19 protein-coding genes are annotated in these 20,703 nt (G+C 72.0%); 8 read left to right on the top strand and 11 right to left on the bottom strand.

The window, feature by feature from the left end; genetic code table 11:
* Positions 1 to 84: 84 nt before the first annotated feature.
* Genes FV227_RS13570 through FV227_RS13560 form a run of 3 tightly spaced genes read right to left on the bottom strand, consistent with a single transcriptional unit; the run spans position 85 to position 2,057 of the window.
* The gene (locus FV227_RS13570) at positions 85 to 711 is read right to left on the bottom strand and encodes a TPM domain-containing protein (RefSeq protein ID WP_246686546.1); all 627 of its coding nucleotides are present in this window, start codon (positions 709 to 711) and stop codon (positions 85 to 87) included.
* On the bottom strand, positions 701 to 1,483 hold the full coding sequence (locus tag FV227_RS13565; RefSeq protein ID WP_147859167.1) for a YgcG family protein: 783 nt from the start codon (positions 1,481 to 1,483) through the stop codon (positions 701 to 703). The genes FV227_RS13570 and FV227_RS13565 overlap by 11 nt, the downstream gene beginning before the upstream one ends.
* A 13-nt stretch (positions 1,484 to 1,496) precedes the next feature.
* Positions 1,497 to 2,057, bottom strand: coding sequence for a LemA family protein (locus FV227_RS13560; RefSeq protein WP_243935605.1), 561 nt, complete (start codon positions 2,055 to 2,057; stop codon positions 1,497 to 1,499).
* A 254-nt stretch (positions 2,058 to 2,311) separates the two neighbouring features.
* On the opposite strand from FV227_RS13560, the gene FV227_RS13555 reads away from it, so the two are divergent.
* Both FV227_RS13555 and FV227_RS13550 read left to right on the top strand, forming a co-directional pair.
* Complete coding sequence (locus FV227_RS13555) at positions 2,312 to 2,641, top strand: SelT/SelW/SelH family protein (protein ID WP_147859165.1); 330 nt, start codon at positions 2,312 to 2,314, stop codon at positions 2,639 to 2,641.
* 7 nt (positions 2,642 to 2,648) lie between these two features.
* On the top strand, positions 2,649 to 4,910 hold the full coding sequence (locus tag FV227_RS13550; RefSeq protein WP_147859164.1) for an HWE histidine kinase domain-containing protein: 2,262 nt from the start codon (positions 2,649 to 2,651) through the stop codon (positions 4,908 to 4,910).
* 337 nt (positions 4,911 to 5,247) lie between these two features.
* On the opposite strand, the gene FV227_RS30335 is transcribed toward FV227_RS13550, so the two are convergent.
* Both FV227_RS30335 and FV227_RS13540 read right to left on the bottom strand, forming a co-directional pair.
* Positions 5,248 to 8,511 carry an autotransporter domain-containing protein gene (locus tag FV227_RS30335; RefSeq protein WP_147859163.1) on the bottom strand — a complete coding sequence of 1,088 codons (3,264 nt, stop codon included), beginning with the start codon at positions 8,509 to 8,511 and terminating at the stop codon, positions 5,248 to 5,250.
* 194 nt (positions 8,512 to 8,705) lie between these two features.
* The gene (locus FV227_RS13540) at positions 8,706 to 9,686 is read right to left on the bottom strand and encodes a hypothetical protein (protein ID WP_147859162.1); all 981 of its coding nucleotides are present in this window, start codon (positions 9,684 to 9,686) and stop codon (positions 8,706 to 8,708) included.
* A gap of 250 nt (positions 9,687 to 9,936) precedes the next feature.
* Here FV227_RS13540 and thiE point away from each other — a divergent pair, with 250 nt between their 5' ends.
* The 3 genes from thiE (at position 9,937) to FV227_RS13525 (ending at position 12,221) form a co-directional block, all read left to right on the top strand.
* Entirely contained in the window at positions 9,937 to 10,662 is a 726-nt protein-coding gene (thiE, locus tag FV227_RS13535) for a thiamine phosphate synthase (RefSeq protein WP_147859161.1), read from the top strand.
* Positions 10,659 to 11,471 (top strand): bifunctional hydroxymethylpyrimidine kinase/phosphomethylpyrimidine kinase, encoded by an 813-nt coding sequence (thiD, locus tag FV227_RS13530; RefSeq protein ID WP_147859160.1) that lies wholly within the window; start codon positions 10,659 to 10,661, stop codon positions 11,469 to 11,471. Before thiE ends, thiD begins: the two co-directional genes overlap by 4 nt.
* A gap of 126 nt (positions 11,472 to 11,597) precedes the next feature.
* Positions 11,598 to 12,221: an XRE family transcriptional regulator gene (locus tag FV227_RS13525; RefSeq protein WP_147729642.1), complete on the top strand. Its 624-nt coding sequence runs from the start codon at positions 11,598 to 11,600 to the stop codon at positions 12,219 to 12,221.
* A 13-nt stretch (positions 12,222 to 12,234) separates the two neighbouring features.
* Here the strand turns inward: FV227_RS13525 and FV227_RS13520 are convergent, their stop codons facing one another.
* The 5 genes from FV227_RS13520 to FV227_RS13500 form a co-directional block, all read right to left on the bottom strand.
* Positions 12,235 to 12,822, bottom strand: a complete 588-nt coding sequence (locus FV227_RS13520; RefSeq protein WP_147859159.1) for an ABC-type transport auxiliary lipoprotein family protein — start codon at positions 12,820 to 12,822, stop codon at positions 12,235 to 12,237.
* A gap of 121 nt (positions 12,823 to 12,943) precedes the next feature.
* Positions 12,944 to 14,026: an MlaD family protein gene (locus FV227_RS13515; protein WP_147729241.1), complete on the bottom strand. Its 1,083-nt coding sequence runs from the start codon at positions 14,024 to 14,026 to the stop codon at positions 12,944 to 12,946.
* An 89-nt stretch (positions 14,027 to 14,115) separates the two neighbouring features.
* Positions 14,116 to 14,925 (bottom strand): ABC transporter ATP-binding protein, encoded by an 810-nt coding sequence (locus FV227_RS13510; RefSeq protein WP_187274794.1) that lies wholly within the window; start codon positions 14,923 to 14,925, stop codon positions 14,116 to 14,118.
* A gap of 25 nt (positions 14,926 to 14,950) precedes the next feature.
* On the bottom strand, positions 14,951 to 16,096 hold the full coding sequence (locus FV227_RS13505) for an MlaE family lipid ABC transporter permease subunit (RefSeq protein WP_147859182.1): 1,146 nt from the start codon (positions 16,094 to 16,096) through the stop codon (positions 14,951 to 14,953).
* A gap of 66 nt (positions 16,097 to 16,162) precedes the next feature.
* Positions 16,163 to 17,386: an MFS transporter gene (locus FV227_RS13500; protein WP_147859158.1), complete on the bottom strand. Its 1,224-nt coding sequence runs from the start codon at positions 17,384 to 17,386 to the stop codon at positions 16,163 to 16,165.
* Positions 17,387 to 17,537: 151 nt separating this feature from the next.
* On the opposite strand from FV227_RS13500, the gene FV227_RS13495 reads away from it, so the two are divergent.
* From FV227_RS13495 to FV227_RS13485, 3 genes are all read left to right on the top strand, one after another.
* Positions 17,538 to 18,563, top strand: coding sequence for a hypothetical protein (locus FV227_RS13495; protein ID WP_147859157.1), 1,026 nt, complete (start codon positions 17,538 to 17,540; stop codon positions 18,561 to 18,563).
* A gap of 195 nt (positions 18,564 to 18,758) precedes the next feature.
* Positions 18,759 to 19,487, top strand: coding sequence for an AAA family ATPase (locus tag FV227_RS13490; RefSeq protein WP_246686567.1), 729 nt, complete (start codon positions 18,759 to 18,761; stop codon positions 19,485 to 19,487).
* Between the two features lie 115 nt (positions 19,488 to 19,602).
* Positions 19,603 to 20,043 (top strand): DUF1489 domain-containing protein, encoded by a 441-nt coding sequence (locus FV227_RS13485; protein ID WP_147728889.1) that lies wholly within the window; start codon positions 19,603 to 19,605, stop codon positions 20,041 to 20,043.
* A 55-nt stretch (positions 20,044 to 20,098) separates the two neighbouring features.
* Here FV227_RS13485 and FV227_RS13480 read toward each other — a convergent pair.
* On the bottom strand, positions 20,099 to 20,703 hold a 605-nt coding region (locus FV227_RS13480), incomplete at its 5' end, for a hypothetical protein (RefSeq protein ID WP_246688365.1).

Raw genomic sequence — 20,703 nt, 5'->3', positions numbered from 1 at the left:
ATTCGCTTCCGGTATCCCGGCCGGGCGGTCGCCTTCGTCGCGGTGCGGGGAGCGTTTCCCGCCACCGTCCGGACCGCTGCGGTCCTATTCCACGACGATGACGTGGTTCGGCAGCTCGTCCGGGTCGCCGCGGCCGGCCGGCACGTGACGCGCAAGCTCCGCTCCCATACGTTCAACCGCGCGCAGAAGCCCGGCTTCCGCCTCGCCCTCGCGCAAAGCGGTGGTGAGGTCGGCGAGCGTCGCGGTCCAGTGCTCCGCGCCAACGCGATCCAGGATGCCCTGGTCGGCGACGATCTCGGCATGATGCTCGGCCAGCGACAGGTAGAGCAGGATCCCGGTCCGTCCGCGGGTGCGCCCCAGCCCGCGTGACCAGAACGCCCGGCGGGCGGCGTCGCGAGCCCGCGAGCGCCGGACACGACGCGGCGTCAGGGCGACGCGCAGCCGCTCCGACAGGCCCGCCGCGAGGAGGGCCGCCACGAGGGCGGCCTGCGCGAGCAGGATCGCTCCGGTGCTCCAGCTGGTCAGCACCAGCAGCGGCCAGGGCAGGATCAGGCCGGCGACGAGGGCCGCCACGTGGGCGACCGAGCGGTACTGCCCGGCACGGGCCGCCACCATCACCACGATCTCGCCGGCGGTGCCGGCCTCCGCGCGGCCGACGGCTCGCTCGATCCGTGCGCAGGCATCCGGCGTGAGCAGGGGGCTACCAATCACCCGAGGCTCCTCCGCCGCCGGACGAGCCGCCGCCGCCCGAGAACCCGCCCCCATCGGAGAAGCCGCCGCCGAACCCGCCCGAGGTGCCGCCGCTCCAACCGCCGGTCCCCGGCCCGGGAAGAAAAACGATGCCGCCGCCGCGCCCGCGGCCGCCGCGGTTCATCCGCCACGCCACGAACAGGACGAGGAGGAACAGGCCGATGAAGATCGCGACCTGCGCCGGATCGACCTCGTCGGACCGGACCTTCGGCTTGCGCTGCCAGACCTCGGCGTCGCCCGAGAGGATCGAGAGCATGCCGTCGACGCCGGCGGTGATCCCGCCGGCGAAGTCGCCGTCCTTGAAGCGCGGCGTGATCGCGCTCGCGATGATGACGCGGGACAGGGCGTCGGTGAGGGCGCCTTCGAGGCCGTAGCCGACCTCGATGCGGACCTTGCGCTCGGTCGGCGCCACGATCAGCAGGGCGCCGTTGTTGGTCTTCGCCTGACCGATCTTCCACTCCCGGAACAGGCGGTTGGCGTAATCCTCGATCGTGGTGCCCTGAAGGTTCGGCACCGTCGCGACGACGACCTGATCGGAGGTCTTGTCCTCGTAGGCCTTGAGCTTGGCCTCCAGGGTCCCGCGCTGCTCGGGGGTGAGGATCCCGGCGGCGTCGACGACGCGCCCGGTCAGCTTCGGGAAGGTCAGCTCCGCGGCCGCCGCAGCCGTCCACAGCCCGGCGCAGGCCACGAGGGCGAGGACGAGGGGGAAGGCCCTGAGCGCTCCGCGCCGCATGCGCGAGAAATCCCTAGAACTTCACGTTCGGCGCCCGCTCGGAATTGGGCGTTGCCGTGAAAGTCTCCATCGGCTTCGATTCCGGGTAGAACCACGCCGCGATCCAGCGGCCGGGAATGGTGCGGATCTCGGTGTTGTAGGCCTGGACCGTGCCGATGTAGTCGCGCCGCGCCACCGCGATCCGGTTCTCGGTGCCCTCGAGCTGCGACTGCAGCGCCAGGAAGTTCTGGTTCGACTTCAGGTCGGGGTAGGCTTCGACCGTGGCCAGCAGGCGCCCGAGCGCACCGCTGAGCTGGTTCTGCGCGTCCTGGAACTGCTTGAACTTGGCCGGGTCGGTGATCGTCGAGGCGTCGACCTTGACGCTGGTGGCGTTGGCGCGGGCCTCGGTCACCTTGGTCAGGGTGTCCTGCTCCTGCTTGGCGTAGCCCTTCACCGTCTCGACGAGGTTCGGGATCAGGTCGGCCCGGCGCTGGTACTGGTTCTGCACCTCGCTCCAGGAGGATTTCGCCTGCTCCTCCAGGGTGGGCACGCGGTTGATCGCGCCGCAACCGGAGAGGCAGGACGCGAACAGCATCGCGATCAGCGCACCGGCGATGCGGGCGATGATCGGGCTGGTCCGCGGCGTTGCGAAGTCCGCACTCGACGACATGTCCACCACTCCTGCCTGCCTCGTCCGGCCCAGCTTGGCCGTAATCACGCCGACGTGAGATAGGGTGCCGCACCCGCCGGGAGAAGGGCCGCGCCGCGCGTTCGCGATGCGTCGCGCGTTCGTCCGGGCGGAGCCGGTCGAGGTTGACAAGCCGATCGCCGCGGTGCGCTGTGCGCCCCATGGATGACACGCCTCAAGCTGCGGCGGACAAGCCGCGCGTTGCCATCACCTATTGTACCCAGTGCAACTGGCTCCTGCGGGCCGCCTGGATGGCGCAGGAACTGCTCTCGACCTTCCGCGACGACCTCGGCGAGGTCGCGCTGATCCCGGCGAGCGGCGGCGCCTTCTCGATCACCGTCGGCCTCGACACGGTCTGGGAGCGGACCCGCGACGGCGGCTTCCCCGACGTGAAGGCCCTGAAGCAGCGCGTGCGCGACCGGCTCGATCCGGCGCGCGATCTCGGCCATATCGACCGGCCGAGCTCCGATCGGCCGAAGTCCGACCCGTGATGGCGCGATGCTGCAGGATTACGCCGCCCCCGATGACGCCGCGCCCGCCCGCGATCCGGATGCTGCGGTGAGCCCGAGCGAGCTGCCCGCCGCCCGCGGCCGCCGCGGCCCGCGTCCGAGCTGGCTCCGCCGTCGCATCGAGCGGCTCGAGCGGAACGGCGCCTCGACGCAGGTCTACCTCGTCGCGCTGGTGATCGCGCTGATCGGGCCGGGCCTGATCTTCACCGCGATCCTGCTCGCCCGCTACGCCTCCGTCGAGCGTGCGCGCTTCGAGCAGGATGCCCGCGAGAACGTGCGCGGCATCGCCCTGTCGATCGATCGCGACACCGCCGGCCTGGTCTCGGTGCTGCAGACCCTCGCCACCTCGCCGCGCCTGAAGGATGGCGAGTTCGAGGCCTTCGACGCGCAGGCCCGTCTCGTCCGCGAGGCGATCGACCTCGACATCATGCTGCGCCGTCCCGACGGGCAGCAGATCGTCAACACCGGGATCAAGCGCGGCGGCATGCTGCCGATCACCGTGCTGCCGTTCGACAAGGAGATCGCCTCGGGCACCCAGCGGGCGATGGTGACCGGCTACCTTCCCGGGCCGATGCCGGGCGATGCCACCTACGGTGTCGCCGTGCCGGTGATGGTCGGCCCGAACGTCGCCTACATCCTCAGTTTCAGCGCGCCCGTGAGCCGCCTGCAGGCGATCCTCGCCCGCGAGGTTGTCGAGGGCTGGACCACCGGCATCTCCGACCGGCAGGCGCTGGTTCTCGCCCGCCTGCCCGACCCGGGCGCGATCGTCGGACGCCCGCGCCTCGCCAGCCTGCGGCAGATCCAGACCGAGACGCCCGGCGTCTGGCAGGGCAAGGACCGGCAGCACCGCCCGGTCGTCGTGGTGGAGGCGCGCTCGCGCCTCACCGGGTGGACGGTCGGCACAAGCATCCCGCAAACCCTCGTCGACGCGCGGCTGCGCCGCTGGGTCTGGGCCTTCGGCGGGTTCGGCCTTCTCGTCCTGGCGACGTCGTCGGCGCTCGCCGTCGTGCTGTGGTCGCGGGTGTCGCGTCCGCTGCGCCAGCTCGCAGCCTCCGGCCCGGCCCTGTCGCGCGGCGAGGCGATCCCGCGCATCGCCTCGCCGGTGCACGAGATCCGCCGCCTCGGCGACGTGCTCACCGACGCCTCGCTCCGGTTGAAGACCCGCGAGGGCGAGCGCGACCGCGCGCTGGCCGACACCCGCCGTGGGCTCTCGGCGCTGCGGGAGAGCGAGGCGCGCTTCCGCCACATGGCCGATTCCGCGCCGGCGCTGATCTGGATGACGGACGAGGCCGCGACGGTCAGCTTCGTCAACATGCATTTCGAGCACATCTTCGGAATGCCGGCGACGGCGCTGGCCAACGAGGGCTGGCACAAGATCGTCCATCCCGACGACCTCGCCGGCTTCTCGGCCACCTTCACCGACGCCTTCGACGCGCGGAAGCCCTTCCGCACCGAGGTCCGGGTGATCGACCGCGACGGGGCGGTTCGCTGGCTCCGCTGCGAGGGCGTGCCGCGCCTCGACGACGGCGGCACCTTCCTCGGCTACACCGGCTGCAACGTCGACATCACCGATGCGAAGTCCGCCGAGGAGCACCTGCTGCTCCTGATCCACGAGCTGAACCACCGGGTGAAGAACACGCTCGCCACCGTCCAGTCGATCGCCAACCAGTCCCTGCGCAGCCTCGACGGGGCCGAGGCCGATGCGGCCCGAGGCGCCTTCGAGGCGCGGCTCCTGGCGCTCGCCCGCGTCCACGACGTGCTCACCCGCGAGAGCTGGGAGGGGGCAGAGATCGCCACGGTCGTCGCCGACGCGATCCGCCCGCTCGATTCCCCGGAGGTCTCGCGCTTCCGTGTCTCCGGGCCGCCGTTGCGGCTGCCGCCGCGGATCGCGTTGTCGATCGCCATGGCGCTGCACGAGCTAGGCACCAACGCGGTCAAGTACGGTGCGCTCTCGCGCGAAGGCGGCCGCATCGACATCGCCTGGACGCTCCGGCGCGACGACGAGGTCAGCCTCACCCTGCGATGGGTCGAGAGCGGCGGCCCGCCGGTGGCGAAGCCGACGCGCACCGGGTTCGGCTCGCGGCTGATCGAGCGCAGCCTCGCCCGCGAGCTCGCCGGCGAGGTCAATCTCGCCTTCGATCCCGCAGGCGTCGTCTGCACGATCGTGGCGCCGGTTCCGCCGCCCGGCCTGCTCGAGCGCAAGGGCGGCACCGACGTGCCCCGGATCGCGCCGCTGCCGCGATTCGGCTGATGGGGCGGGTGTTTCAGGATGGCCCGACGCAGACTGCACTGAGGTGCCTGCCGGCGTTCCGCGGATAGCGCGCACCGGAAGTCAAATTGGTAGGCGTCCCCCCATCCCAACCAACGCCCTCATCCTGAGGTGCTGCCTCGGCAGCCTCGAAGGAGCCCTCCTGCGATCGCGCGCCCGGCCGGCGGGCTCCTTCGAGGCTACCGGTTCTCGGAAGCGATCAGGATCGAGATGAGGGGTTGGATCGGCGCGCAGGGACATTGCGTGCGACGCAAAACCGCCGCGACCCGAGGGTCGCGGCGGTGGGAATTTGGCCCGATCGTGATGGGTCCGAAACAGCTCAGAACCGGTAGGTGAAGTTTCCCTTGACGGCGTGGTCCTCGGCGCGGGCACCGACCTGCCCGGTGTAGGCGATGCCCAGGGTGGCGGCGGCCGAGACCCGCAGGTCGAGGCCGGCCTCCGCCACGAGGGCGTCGCGGTCGATCGGGATGCCCGCGGTGAGGAAGGCCGGGCCGGTGGCGCCGAAGGCCAGCAGCGCCGTCGGCACCACGTCGCCGAAGGCCCGGCGGTAGCCGAGCAGGCCGTGGGCCGAGACCGGCGCGCCGAGGCCGAGATCGAAGCTCGTCTGCGCCCGTACGCCGGCGGTGGCCGCCCCGAGGTCGTAGTCGCGGGCGAACCCGGTCAGCGCGGCGATCCCGCCGGTCTCGGTGAAGCGGTCGCGGCCGATCGCGACGACGGCGCCGCCGACGAAGGGCTCGATGTAGGAGAGCGCCACCGGGACCGGGGCGGCGTCCTCGCCGACGGGCGGCGCGGCGCCGCCCAGGAAGAGCTTGTAGCCGATCTCGCCGAAACCCTGGATCGTCGAGCCGCCGGTGCGGGCGCTCGGCGTGTCGGCGAAGCCGGCGAACGCCACCGTCCGGGTCAGGCGCGCCGCGTTGTCGGCGTAGACGGCGCCCAGCCGCAGCGAGACCGGCCCGCGCTCGTAGCCGCCGTAGAGGCCGCCGAAGCCGCTCTCGATCGAGCCCGATTGCAGGCGCCCGGCCGTGTCGAGGCTGGTCGCGGTGTAGCCGCCGGCCACGCCGAGGCGGAAGCCGCTCTCGACGCGGACATCGGCGCCGAGCACGAAGCCCGAGGTCTGGCGCGACAGGCTCGCCGCGTTGCCGTCGCTGCGGGCCTGCCCGAAGCTGCCGAAGCCCTGTCCCCAGAGCCCGAACACCCGCGGGTCGAGGGTGCGGACGGCCACCGGCACCGGCGCGGCGCGGCGACCGGGCAGGTCGGCGGCGTAGGCGGCCGGCAGGCGTCCGTAATCGGCGCCCTCCGCGAAGCCGGGGGTGGCGCCCCAGCGCATCCGGTCCAGGATCGCCTCGCGGACGAAGAACGCGGTCTCGAACTCGGCCGAGATCGCGCTGGCATGGATGTCCCCGGTCAGCGCACGGAAGGCTCCGACCGCCTCGGGCGTCGTCAGCCCGATGGTGCGGTCGTAGGCGCCGGTGCCGGGGCCCCCGGCCTGGATCGCGTTGGCGACCGCGCCCTGGTTGCGGGTCTGCGCGATCGTCGCGAACGCGATGTCGTTGCGGGTCAGCGTGAGGTCGACCTCGTTGGCCTGGTAGCGCAGCGTCGGGGAGAGGAAGGCGAAGTTCGCGGTCACGCCCGCGAACTGCCCGGCCACGCCGCCGCCGGCGGTGAGGATCGCGTACTGCGTGCGCGGATCGTAGGTGCCGGGCGCCGCGAGCACCTGCACGGTGCCGCCGGCGAGCGTCGCCGTGCCGGCGACCGCGAGCCGGTCGGACTGGCCGGCGGCGTTGGCCTCGACCTGAAACACCGAGCCGGCCGCGAACGCGGCGTTGCCCGCGACGGTGAGCGTGCCGATGGAGTTGCCCGGCGCCACCGTGCCGCCCGAAAGCGCGCTGATGCCGCCGACCGTGCCGGTGCCGCCGAGCAGGCCGCCGTCGTTGACCGTGACGAGGCCGGCGATCGTGCCGTTGGCGTAGAGCGCGCCGCCGTTGCCGACCGCGACGTTCGTCGCCAGCGCGTCGGCGGCATCCATCCGCAGGGTGCCGGCGACGTTCCCGAAGTAGCTTGCGGCCGAGTACAGGTCGAGACGGCTCCAGTAGCTCAGCGCCGTGCCGTAGAAGGCGGCGAGCGCGTTGGTCTCGGTGTTGACGAGGATCTGGTTGATCGTGCCGGTCTGCAGGTTGCCGTAGAGGCCGCCGTTCGGCGCGATCGTCCTGGCGGCGGTCGTGCTGCCGCCGTAGAGCGGCGCCAGCAGGATCGAGGCGTCGGGGCCGTTGACGGGCGCCGCCTCGCGCGGCGCCTGGGCGAAGGTCAGGGTCGGCAGGCCGTAGGTCAGGCGGGACTGGTACAGCGCCTGGTTGGCGGCGGAGGGCACGTACGGGTTGCTCGCGGTGTTGGCGGCACTCGCCGCGCAGGCCGCGACCGTGTTCCCGCACTGCGCCGCCTCGTAGGCCTGCAGCTCCGCCGCGGCCCGGGTGAACAGGCCCGGCATGTTGATCGCCGTGCCCGTCGTCGCGGCGTTGTTGATGTAGGCCGGGTTGGTGAAGGTCTGGGCGAGGTCGTAGGCCGAGAAGGCGCGCGAGGCGATGATGTCGAGCGGATAATGCACGCCGAGCACGATGCGGTCGTTGGCGTAGTCCGAGGCGCGCAGCAGCATGTTCTGGTACTGCTGCGGCACCAGCATCGCGAGTAGGTAGCCGTCGGTATAGGCGTACTGGGTGTGCCCGCTCGGGAAGGACGGGTTGGTGGCGATGCCGCTCAGCGCCGTCGGGTCGAACACGTTGTAGCGGCTCGCGGCGACCTGGATCGGCCGCGAGGAGCCGTAGACGTCCTGGCCCGCTTGCGTGTTGCGGACGCCGTAGGCGAGGTCGAGGACGCTGTCGAAGCGGTTGGGCAGCGTGCCGGTCGTCCCGGCCGCCCCGGCGGGCGAGCCGGCGGGGATCGTGTAGGGACCGGTGGGCAGGGTGTAGCCGGCCGGCGCCACCGCCGGGATCGGCGGCGCGTTGCCGGAGGGCGCGGTGCTTGGGTTGTTCGCTGCCCCGTTCGCGAAGTAGCTCTTCGCCACGCCGAGGTTGGCGCTGAGCACCGTGTAGGCCTGATTCAGGAGGTTGAAGGTGTTGGTGAGCGGCCCGCTCGTCGCGGTGCTCGCCCGGATGCCGGTCTGGTAGATCGCGCCGAGCTGCGGCCCGAGCCCGCCCACGGGCTGGTAGGGGTTGAGGCCGCCCGGGCTCTGCGCCGCCTGCAGCGGCAGCCCGCCCGCGAGATTGTCGCCCGGCCCGAGATTGACCCGCGTCCCGTCGAGGAGGGTGATCGTCGTCGCGAAGGCGGCGCTTCCGGGCAGCGCCTTGTCGCTGATCGCCCGCTGCTGGTCGGCGACCGAGGCGCCCTGGTTCTGGGCGATGGCCTGCGAGAGGTTGAGCTGCAGCGTCTGCTGCCCGATCGCCGTTCCGTTCAGCGAGAGGAACGGCGCGAGCAGGTTCAGCACGTTGACGTTGGCCGGCGTCGTGTTCGCGGTCTGCGCCTGGACGGCTGCCGGCCCATAGGCCGCAACGACCACCGCGGCGATCGAGACACCCTGCTTGAAGTCCATGATTCGTCCCCTCGTGCCGATCTTCGGCGTTCGGAGAGCAGGACTAGCGAAGTCTACGTCGGAGTCTTCGTCATAATCCAGTCATAATATTGAGAAGTACGTGGGGTTGCTGAAAAGCAACAAGTATTATCATGTGCTGGCTAAATACCTCGGCCCGGAACAAGGCGTCTCGAGGATGACTTTGCCGGCTCGCATCACTGCGACCGGCGCGACGGCGTCAGGCGCAGGCCGGGGGCGGGGCGCTCAAGCAGGACCTCACGGCGGAAGCGGACCAGGCGCGCCGGCCGCCCGGCGGTGCCGCTGGTGACGCCCTCGGTCTCCTCCACCAGCCCCTGCTGCGCCACCAGCCGGCGGAAGTTCTGCTTGTGGAGCTGCGTTCCCGACAGGGCCTCGACGGTGCGCTGAAGCTGGAGCAGCGTGAAGTGCGGCGGCATCAGCTCGAACACCACCGGGCGATACTTGATCTTGCCGCGCAGGCGTCCGATCGCGGTGGCGAGCACCCGGCGATGGTCGAACGCCATCGGCACTCCCGTCGGGTCGCCGGGGCGCGCGGGCCCGGCATTGCCGGCGGCTTCCGGGATCAGCCCCGCCTCGAACAGCAGCTCGTAGCGTTCCAGCACGCGCTCCTCGTTCCAGGTCGCGCCGTTGAGGCCGAAGGTGATGCCGAGGCGGTCCGCGCGCGAGCGCCGGAGCTTGGCATCGGTCGGCGCGCCGGCCCAGGCCAGCAGCTCGGCCTCGATCGCGTCGAGCTCGGGCGGCCGGCCCTTCCGGAAATCCTCGTAGGGCAGGTAGCGGTACCAGTTGCGCCAGGCCGCCTCGGCCAGGCCCGCCGGGCGCTCCTCGCGCACGAGGGCGAGGTAGGCCACCGACAGGGTGTGGACGCCTGCCCTGGCGTCGGCCTGCCGGTCGCGGTCGCCGAAGGTGTAGAGCTGCTCGACGTAGCCCAGGCGCTGGTGGGTCTGGCGCTCGACCCAGGCGCGCAGGCCGCGCTCCAGGGTGGCATGCTCCGACACGAGCGGCCCGGCCGGCAGCCCGTCGCCGCGTCCCGCGGCCTGGTCGGCCACCTGGACGGTCAGCGCCCGCGGCTCGCCCTCGGTGGCGGCGATGATCGCCGCGGCGAGCCCCACGGAGGAGGGGCTGGGCACCGTCCCGGCCGCGCGCAAGTCCGCCGACATCGTCTTTCCCGTCGCCCTGTCCATCGCATGACCCGCCGCCCGAGGCCGAGCGGTCGTCGATGGAGCGGCCGCGCATCGACCTGTCGTTGCTTAAGCCGCAAACGGCCGCAATCCGTCAACGCGGCGCCGACATTCCGGCGGGGATGGCGCCCTCTTGCCTCTGAGGCCGAAAGCGCTTGCTAAGCGGCTCTGCGGTGGCCAGACAGGGCCGAACGCGCCGGGACGACAGCCGGTCGTGAGGAGGCGGGCGATGCAGGCGGGCGGCAGCCTCGGAAACGCGACGACCGGCCGCGCGTCCGGTCCGACGGTCGACCTGCGCCTCTACGGTCTCCTCGACGTCGGCGTCTGCGGCGACGACGGGCCTCGCCTCGCCGACATGGCGGCGGCGGCGGTCGCCGGGGGCTGCACCCTGTTCCAGTATCGCGAGAAGGACATCGCCGACGCCCGAGCCGCGCTCGCCCGCATCCGCGCGATCCATGCGGCCCTCGCCGGCCGCGCGCCGCTGCTGGTCAACGACCGGGTTGACCTCGCGCTGGCCGCGGGTTGCGAGGGCGTGCATCTCGGCCAGTCGGATCTGCACCCGGCCGATGCCCGCCGGCTGCTCGGCGACCGGGCGATCGTCGGGTTGACGCTGAAGACCGGCGCGCAGGCCGACGAGCTCTATCGGCTGCCGGTGGATTACGCCTGCATCGGCGGCGTCTTCGCCACGACCAGCAAGGACAACCCGGATCCGCCGGTCGGCCTCGACGGATTCGCGCGGATCGCGTTCCGCGCCAGGCTCGCCCGCGGCACCGCGGTGCCGGTCGGCGCGATCGCCGGCATCGACGCGAGCAACGCCGCCGCGGTGATCGCCGCCGGCGCCGACGGGATCGCGGTGATCTCGGCCCTGTTCGGGGCGGAGGCGGTCGAGGGCCGGGCGCGCGACCTGCGGGCGCGGGTCGACGCGGCGCTGGTCGAACGGGGAGCCGCCCGATGACGCCGATCGCGCTGGCCATCGCAGGATCGGATTCGGGCGGCGGCGCCGGGATCCAGGCCGATCTCAAGACCTTCTCGGCGCTCGGCGTCTACGGCGCCAGCGCGATCACGGCGCTGACCGCGCAGAACACGCGCGGCGTCCAGGGCATCCACGACGTGCCCGCCGACTTCGTCGCCGCGCAGATCGACAGCGTCTTCTCCGACCTCGCCGTGACGGCGGTGAAGATCGGGATGCTGTCGCAGCCGGCGGTGATCGAGGCCGTGGCCGCGGCGCTCGAGCGCCACGCCATCCCGCGGCGCATCCCGGTGGTGCTCGATCCGGTGATGGTCGCCACCAGCGGCGACCGGTTGATTTCGGACGACGCGGTGATGCTGCTCCGCAGCCGCCTGATGCCGCTCGCCGACCTGATCACCCCGAACCTGCCCGAGGCGGCGAGCCTTCTCGACGAGGCACCGGCCGCCGACGAGAACGGCGCGGCCGCGCAGGCCAGGCGCCTCGTCGCCGCGGGCGCCCACGGCGTGCTGATCAAGGGCGGCCATGCCGCGGGCGACGAGAGCGTCGATCATCTGCTGACCTCGGAGGGGCTGGTGCGGCGCTTCTCGGGCGCACGCCACCCGACGCGCAACACCCACGGCACCGGCTGCACCTTGTCGGCCGCCGTCGCCGCCGGCCTCGCGAAGGGCCTTGGCCTCGAGGCGGCGGTCCGCGCCGCCAAGGCCTACGTCGCCGCCGCGATCGCCGCCGCCGACGACCTCGCGATCGGCGAGGGGCATGGGCCGGTCCACCACTTCTTCGCGATCTGGGCCTGAACGCCGAACCAGCACGCTGCCGCATCCGCGCCGGTCGCCTTGCATCCGCGGGGGGATTGCGTTTGTAGTAGCGCACGTTCGTTCCGATAAACGGAACGCGATGGCGGAATGCGGATGGCTGCGGCAATGCAGGAACAGGCGGAACGGCCGGGTCGGGGCCGGGACATGCTGAGCGGGGCGGCCGTGCTGTCGGGACAGCTCGGCAAGACGATCCAGCGCCTGCGCAAGGCCTACAACCTCTCGCTGTCGGAGCTCGCCGAGCAATCCGGCGTCGCCAAGTCGATCATCAGCCAGATCGAGCGCAACGAGACCAACCCGACGCTGGCGACGATCTGGCGCCTGTCGCAGGCGCTCGACGTCTCGATCGAGCGGGTGCTGGCGGCCAACGACGAGGAGCCCTTCATCGAGAAGTCCTCGCGCGCCGACACGCCGATCCTCGTCTCCGAGGACGGCAAGGTGCGGCTGGCGATCATCGGCTGGGTCAAGACCATTGAGTGGCTGCAATGGTACGAGGTCTCGGCCGACCCGGGCGGGGTGCTCGATTCCGATCCGCACCAGCGCGGCTCGGTCGAATCGCTCTCGGTCTCGGAGGGCTGCTTCGAGGTCGATATCGGCGGCGTCGTTCAGCGCGCGCGGGCCGGCGAGACCCTGCGCTACCGCTGCGACCGCCAGCACGTCGTCCGCTGCACCGGCGACGTGCCGGGCCGCGCGACGATGGTGGTGATCATGAAGGCGGCGGTGATGGAGTGAGCGGCCCGGGCGCTCAGCGCCCGACGTTCACCCAGCGCACCAGGTCCGCGAGCACGGTGCCGAGCGCCTGGTCGAGCGCCCGCGCGCCGTTGCCGGCATCGACCGCGGTGACGGGCACGCGCGCCGTGAAGATCCGGGCCGCGACCACCTTTCCGGTGCCGTCGGCGACCAGCTTGGCCGAGATGTCCACCACCGCCTCGCCGATGCCGGCCGCGATGTCGAAGGCGCGGATCTCGGAGATGAGCTGGTAGTCGGCCACGACCTTGTCGCCGGGGCGCGAGACCGAGCGCAGGCGGCCGGCATTCTCCAGGCTCTGGATGATCCGGGTCTGGATCAGGCGCGGCAGGCGATCGGCCCATTGGCCGCCGCCGAGGAACGAGAGCGAGCCGCCGGCCTCGCGCACGATGATCCGATCGGCCTCGAACGGCTGGATGCCCACCGGCTCCGCGACCACGATCGCGCGCGCGCTCGCGGCCGGGCGGCCGGCGGCTGGCAGCGCCATGAGGTCGAAGGTCAGCGGCGCGGCGCCCCCGCCGCAGCCGCCGAGGATCGGGGCGACGAGCGAGGCGACCAGGGCCAGACCGGTAACGGGACGGAGCATACGCGATACCTGAACGTTCCCGGCCGGGTGGCCGGGAACGGATGGAGCTGTGCCGTTCAAACTATTCGGCCGCATGAAATGTGCCGTGCGGCGAGGCACATCGACCCCGAACAACGCGACTTCAGCGGCCACCGTTGTATTCCGGCAACGACGGCTTGCCGCCGAAGATCACCTGCGAGGGGTCCCGCTCCAGCGTCCGGACCGTGCGGTTCAGGGTGTTGAGCGTGCGTTGCCCGTCGGTCGACAGAGCCTCGACCTCGCGTCGGCCGGTGCCGCTGAGCCGCCCGAAGCTCGTGGCGATGTTGGCGGTGCGCTTGTCGAGGTTCTCGGACAGGGTCCGGAACGCCTTGCCGGCGTCGCGCACCGAGATCGCGGCCTCGCGCACCTGCGTGAAGGTGCTGGCGCCGGCCTCGCCCGAGGCGGATCCGAGGAAGCCCTCGGCGCCCTTCAGCACGGCGTCGATCCGGTCGGCCGAGGCGTTGAGCTTGCCCGCCAGCGACCGGGCGTCGTGCAGGCCGGCCTCGATGTCCGGGCTCGACGTCGCGAGCGCGCTCGAGAACCGGTCGGCGTTGTCGATCACGCGGTTGAGCTTGCTGCCGTCCACCGCCTTCACCAGGCTCGAGACGGCGGGCCCGGCCTCGGCCAGCGTCTTCGAGAAGCTCTCGACGTTGGCGAGCGTGCGGGTGATCGCGCCCTCGTTGCCGGCGACCAGCTTGTCGAGGCGCTGGAGCACGTCGTCGGCCCGCTGCGCGATCTGCTTGGCGGCGGCCATCATGTCCTGGATGTCGGACGAGTCGGCGAAGATCGTCGGCATCTCGCCGTTCGTGCCCGGCGCCAGCGCCGGCGCGTCGGCGTTGCCGCCGTTGAGCGCGATCACCGAGACGCCGGTCAGCATCGCCGAATCGAGGCGCGCGCGGGTGTCGGCGCGCAGGGGCGTCGAGGGGGCCACCTTGATTTCGGCGATGACCCGGCGCGGATCCTGCGGCAGCAGGTGGACGTCCGTCACCTCGCCGACCTTGATGCCGTTGAAGGTCACGCTCGACCCGCGCGACAGCCCGCCGACGCTGCCCGAGAACACGACGCGCACCGCTTGGCTCACTTGCCGCGACGAGCCGCCCGATAGCCACAGCACGAAGCCGAAGCCGACCAGGATCACCCCGAGGGTGAAGGCGCCGATGAGGGCGAAGTTCGCACGGGTCTCCATGATCTCAGGCCTTCCGCCAAGCTGTGGCATTCGTGCGGTGCGCGGGCGCACCCGCGCGGCGCGCCGGCATCCGCCCCCGGTGCGAGCGGTCACGCATGGACGGGGACGCCCGTCCGCATCGGCGCCGCCGGGACGATCGCCCGGGCACGCTTGCCGTGGAAGTACGAGCGCAGCCACGGGTGGTCGTGCGCCAGCATCTCGTCGATCGTGCCGGCGGCGATGATCTGTCCGTCGCCGAGCGCCGCGATGCGGTCGCATGCGGTGTAGAGGCTGTCGAGGTCGTGCGTCACCATGAAGACGGTGAGGCCCAGGGTCTGCTTGAGGGTCGCGACCAGCTCGTCGAACTCGCCGGCGCCGATCGGGTCGAGGCCCGAGGTCGGCTCGTCGAGGAACAGGATCTCGGGGTCGAGCGCGAGCGAGCGGGCCAGCGCCGCGCGCTTGATCATGCCGCCCGACAGTTCCGAGGGCAGCTTGTCGGCGGCATCCGGCTTGAGGCCGACCATCTCGATCTTGAGGCGCGCGAACTCGTCGAGCAGGCGCTCGGACAGGTTCAGGTGCTCGCGCATCGGCATCTGGATGTTCTGCTTCACGGTGAGCGCCGAGAACAGCGCGCCCTGCTGGAACAGCACGCCCCAGCGCTGCTCGACGCCGCGGCGCTCGGCGATGGTGAGGCCGTCCATGTCCTGGCCGAACACCTCGATGGTGCCCGAGCGCTTGGCCACGAGGCCGAGGACCGTGCGGGTCAGGACCGACTTGCCCTGGCCCGACGGGCCGACGAAGCCGAGGATCTCGCCGCGGCGGATGTCGAGGTTCAGGCCCTTCAGGATGGTGCGGTCGCGAAAGCCGACGACGAGGTCGCGGACGCGGATGATCGGTTCGGGTTCGGTCGTCTCGGGCATGGCGTCTGGGTTTCGCACCGGATCCTCAGAAATCGATCGCCGCGAAGAACACCGCGAACAACCCGTCGAGGACGATCACCATGAAGATGGATTTAACGACTGAGGCGGTGACGTGGCGCCCGAGCGATTCCGCCGAGCCCTCCACGGCGAAGCCCTCGATCGTCGCGATGATGCCGATGATCAGCGCCATGAACGGCGCCTTGATCAGCCCGACGAGGACGTGGTGGACGCCGACCGCCGCCTGCAGCCGCGCCAGGAACTGCTCCAGCGTGAGCCCGCCATAGGCCATCGCCGTGAGGCCGCCGCCGGTCAGCGCCGCGAGCGCCGCGATCAGCGTCAGCATCGGCAGCCCGACGACGAGGGCGAGGATGCGCGGAACGATCAGGATCTCGATCGGGTCGAGCCCCATCACGCGCAGGGCGTCGACCTCCTCGCGCATCCGCATCGAGCCGATCTCGGCGGTGAAGGCCGAGCCGGAGCGTCCGGCCACCATGATCGAGGTGAGCAGCACGCCGAGCTCGCGCAGGATCAGGAGCCCGATCAGGTTGACGACGAAGGCCGCCGCCCCGAAGCGCTGGAGCTGGAAGATGCCCTGCTGCGCGACGATGCCGCCGACGAGGAACGAGATCAGGAAGATGATCGGCACGCCGCGGAAGGCGACCTGCTCGATCTGGTTGACGAAGGCCCGGCCGCGGAAGGTCGACGGACGCGACGCCACGCGCAGGCACGCGGCGATCACCTCGCCGAGGAAGGCGAGCCCCGTGATCAGGTCGTGCCCGCCGCGGACCACGCGGCGGCCGAGGCCGTCGAGCATCGCGAAGACCCGGCCCTGGCGCACGGGAGCGGCCGGCTCGGGATCGCGCAGGTGCATCTCGCCGAGCAGGATGCGGTGCTCAGGCCGCACGCCGGCATAGCTTAGGCGCCCGCCGGCCGCCTCGATCTCGCCGCGGGTCCGCTCCAGCACCCAGGCGCCGAGGGTGTCGAGGCGCGCGACGGCGCTCAGGTCGACCATCACGGGGCGGCTCCTGGCCTCGGCGGCGATCCGCGCGGCGGCGGTCTCGACCGCGCCGCCCTGGTCGGCCGTCCAGCGCCCGTCGAGCGCGACGCGTCCGTCGCCCGGCGCGATGGTCGCGCCGGCGGGCTGCCGGTCGAGTCGATGCGTCGGCGTGATGTCGTTGGCCTGCACGAAGCCTGTGTCCCTCGATCGGCGCCGGTCTGCCTGCGCGATATGTTCAGATTAGGGTTGACGGTCCGTATCGTGCCGCACCGCAACCGGAGGCTGCCCGGTGACAGGGCCCCGGGCCGCGGCCCGGCTCGCGGCGGCCGCGGTCAGGGCGAGACCCGCGACCGCGAGCGGCGCCATCGCCAGGAAGACGAGGGGCCCGCCGGCCCGGTAGGCGAAGCCGCTGAGCAGCGTGGCGCCGGCCGCCGCCGTCGCGTTCGCGGCGCTGAGCGTGCCCTGCGCCCGGCCGCGGGCGCCGTCCGGGGCGAAGGCGGAGACGGCGGCCATCGCCCCGAGCTGCGTCGCGCCGAAGGTCAGCCCGTGCAGGGCCTGGAGGCCGACGAGCGCGGGCAAGGTGTCGCCGAGGGCGTACATCCCTACCGCGCGAACCAGCGCCGCCCCGCCGCCGAGGGCGAGATAGCGGAACGGCGTGCGCCACGCGGCCGGCAGGCGGGCGACGCAGGCGAACAGCACGATCTCGGCGACGACCCCGACGCCCCAGAGCGCGCCGACCGTCGCGGTCGAGAAGCCGTGCGCGGTCCAGTGGATGCTGCCGAAGGCGTAGATCGCCGCGTGGCTCGCCTGGATCGCGGCGGCGGCGGCGACGCAGAGCTTGAGGCGCAGCGGCAGCCGTGGACGAAGCCCCCCCGCGTGCTCCGGCGCCGGCGCGGCGACCGAGCGGCTGGTGAACGCCACCGCGCTCGCGATCAGCGCCAGCCCGGTGAGCAGCAGCGGCACCGCGAGGGTTTCGCCCATCGCCGTGAGCAGCGCCCCGCCGGCGAGGTTGGCGATGAGGAACGCCACCGAGCCCGACATCCGGATCCGCGCGTAGTCGAGCCGCGGCTGCCGGCGGACGGCGGCGAGGGTGAGGTAGTCGATGCTCGGAACCAGCGGCGCGCCGGCGACCGCGTTGAGCAGCACGAGGAGCGCCAGCGCAGGCCAGCCGATCCCGGCGCCGGCCGGCATCAGGGCGTAGGTCGCCGCCAGGGCGAGGCTGCCCGTCAGCAGCAGCGCCCGGGCGCCGACGCCGTGATCGATCAGGCTCATCAGCGGTGCGGTGGCGACGATGCGCGTGGCGATCGGCAGGGCGAGCAGCAGCCCGATCACCGAGGCGTCGAGGCCGAGCGCGGCGAGCCAGACCGGCATGAACGGCATCGCGATGCCGATCTCGACGAAGACCACCGCGTAGAGGAGCGACAGGCGGAAACGGCTGGGCTCGAGAGTCGGGGACGCGGCCAAGGTCTCGGATCGATGCAGGGTGGATCGGGACGGGAGCGGCCACCGTAAGCCGCCGTTAAACCGATCCTGTCAAATTGCGCTCTTGCCAGAGTTGCGCCGGAGCCGGGTCTCGTCCCACCGCGCGAGGCTATCGCCTTCGAGGACGCGTATCATGTCCGGTTCCCACTCGCTGACGGCCTTCGAGCCGACCGAGTACGAGGCCATCGAGGCGACCATGAGCGGGAGCGCCCGCGGGCGCTGGTTCCTCGCCGAGTATGCCCGCCGCAACCGCAGCGCCGACACGAACGTGCTGCTCGACGCGATCGCGCGGCTTGAATCCGCGGTTACGGACGGGCACGGCCCGGACGCAGTCAGCCATTTCCGCGGCGACATCATGGAGATGGCGAGCGCGATCAGCCGGACCAAGGCCGAGATCGCGGCGATCACCGATCCCGATCACGACCAGACCCGCCTCGGCATCGCCTCGGAGGCGCTGGACGCGATCGTCCAGGCGACCGAGCGGGCGACCACCGACATCCTCACCGCCGCCGAGCAGGTTCAGGAAAGCGCGTGGTCGCTGCGCGAGCACGGCATCGACGAGGCGGCCTGCGACGCCCTCGACCGCTACGCGACGCAGATCTACACCGCCTGCTCGTTCCAGGACCTCACGGCGCAGCGCACGAGCCGGATCGTGCAGACCTTGCGCTATCTCGAGGAACGCCTGATCGCGATGATGGCGATCTGGGGCGATGCCGGCGCTCCGGTCCCGCCGGCGCCGGGCTACGCGACCTCGCGCCCGGCCCGCGAATCGCGGCCCGAGGACCTCGATCAGAGCGACGTCGACCGCTATCTCGGCATGGACGCGCCGGCGGTGATCGCCGCCGCGCATGCGGCTCTCCGCGCGATCGAACCCGGTGCGGTGCCGCTCCACGACGACATCGTGTTCCTGCCCTCGGCGCCCGAGCCCGAGCCGGAGCCCGAGTCGGCCGCGGAGGCGTCGGATGTCGAGGCCGAGCTGGATTGGGCCGACGATTTCGAGGCGCAGATCGCCTCCGAGGACGACGCCCTCGAGTTCCGGGCTGCCGACGCGAGCCCCTCCGACGTCAGCGCCGAAACGCATCCGCCCGCGGAACGTGCGCTCAGCTTCGCCGAGATCGATGCGCTCAGCGTCGAGGAGAAGCTGGCGCTGTTCTGCTAGGGCTCCGCCGTGCGAGCGAGACCGCCCTCCGATCCGGGACCGCGCCTGCGCCGGCGAACCACGGCGGGGCGACGCGTTCCCCGAACCTCGGGATCGCGCCTCGCGCCGCTTGCGCCCCCGTGAGATCGCCGCCCCTATGGGCCAAAGGGGCGAAGCGACGGAGGCCGGGCGTTGCCGAGGTATCGGAACAAGTCGTTGCCGCCGCCGTACCTGAAGCGGGTCTGGCTGCCCGACGACGCGGTCTACGATCGCGACGCCTATCCCTACTGCATTCCGCTGTTCCGGGAGGGCGGGTTCGAGCTCGCGTTCGATCGTCCGGTGACCATCATCGCCGGCGAGAACGGGGTCGGGAAATCCACCCTGCTGGAGGGCATCGCGGTCCTCGCTGGGTTCGACGAGAGCGGTGGCGGCGCGGGCTACCGCGCCGTCGACAACGCCCGGGCGGCCGAGACCAGCGGCGGCGACCTCGCGCGGGTGCTCCGGGCGAGCTGGCTGCCGAAGGTCGGTCGCGGCTGGTTCTTCCGGGCGGAGAGCTTCTTCTCCGTCGCCCGCTACCTCGACGAGGTCGGCAGCCCCAGCGCGGATTTCCTGTCCTACTCGCATGGCGAGGGCTTCATCCGGTTCTTCGAGGAACGCTGCGCCAAGCCCGGGATCTTCCTCTTCGACGAGCCCGAAGCGGCCCTGTCGCCGAACCGGCAATTCGACTTCCTCAGGCTCCTGAGGCGCATGGAGGCGGGCAACCAGACCCAGGTGCTGATCGTCACGCATTCGCCGATCATCATGGCCCATCCTGGCGCACGGCTGCTGCGGATGAGCCGGCACGGCCTCGAGCCCGTCGCCCTTCAGGACACCGAGCATTTCCGGATCCTGCGGCAGTTCGTGAGCGATCCCGAAGGCATGATCGAGGCGATGACCGACGCGTAGCAACGATCGCGCGGCCGGAACTTGTAGCCAGGACGAAGGGTCGCGCGTTCGCCGCAATGATCCGGCGTTACACCCTCCGCGCATCGCCCGGCGCCTGCGAGAGACCGACGACATCGTGGCCCTTCACCTGCTCAAGCTCTGCGTCGGCCCCGCCTCGATCGACGAGTTGGAGGCGCGTCAATCCCGGTTCCGCGACGAGGCGTTGCGGCTCGGTGCCGATCCGGCGCCGGTCCACACCACACGGATGGTCCCGAAGCGGCGGGCCGAGATCGCCGGGCACGGCTCGATCTACTGGGTGATCAAGGGCACGCTGAGCTGCCGCCAGGCGATCACCGCGATCGACCTCGTCACCGGCGACGACGGCATCGGCCGCTGCCGCCTCGTCCTCGATCCGGCGATCGTCGCGGTGACGCCGCGGCCGTGCCGACCGTTCCAGGGCTGGCGCTACCTGACCCAGCGCGATGCGCCGGGGGACCTCGGCATCGGCGCCGCCGCCGACCTCGCCGCCATGCCCGAGGCCCTGCGCCGCGAGCTGGTCGGTCTCGGGCTCCTGTGATCGGACAAACGAAGGGCGGCCCCGATGGAGCCGCCCTTCTCGCGACTAGCAGGCGTCAGGCGCCCTCGAACCGCCCGCTCGCATGGGCGAGCATCGTGTAGACCTTGCCGGTCTCGGAGGTCAGGTAGGCGTCGGCCCGAGCCGCGTCGCGGTCGTTGCGGGCCACGTCGCCGAGCAGGCGCTCGAACTCGCTGACGTAGCGGTCGACAGTGCGGCGGAACTCGGCGTCGGCACGGTAGCGGCGCTGCATCTCCAGGAAGGTCTGCTTGCCCTGCGGCGTGTAGATCTTGATGTCGAACAGGTTCGGCTCGCCGCGACGATAACGCTCCCACAGGTCGACCGCCGTGCGGTGGTCGATCATCCGCGCGATGTCGGCCGAGATCGTCTCCAGGGCGATCCGACCGGTCTCCACCGCGGCCTTCGACGTGCCCGGGGCAGGGACGGGGGGCTCGGCGACGCCGGCCTCGTCCTCGTCGTCGAGCGAGGCCCGCGTCAGCAGATCGGACAGCCAGCCGCGCTTGTCGCCGGAGGCCGGGCCTGCCGTCGGGCGGACCGGGGACGCGGGACGCGCGGCCGGCGTCTCGGCCCGTGCCGTCGCCACGGGCCGCGCCGGGGCGGCCGGGGCCGCCGGCCGCGCGCCGGACCATCGCGCCGGACGAG

This window comes from Methylobacterium sp. WL119, from assembly GCF_008039875.1.
Lineage (GTDB): Bacteria > Pseudomonadota > Alphaproteobacteria > Rhizobiales > Beijerinckiaceae > Methylobacterium.
This window is presented reverse-complemented; position numbering and strand designations above follow the sequence as displayed.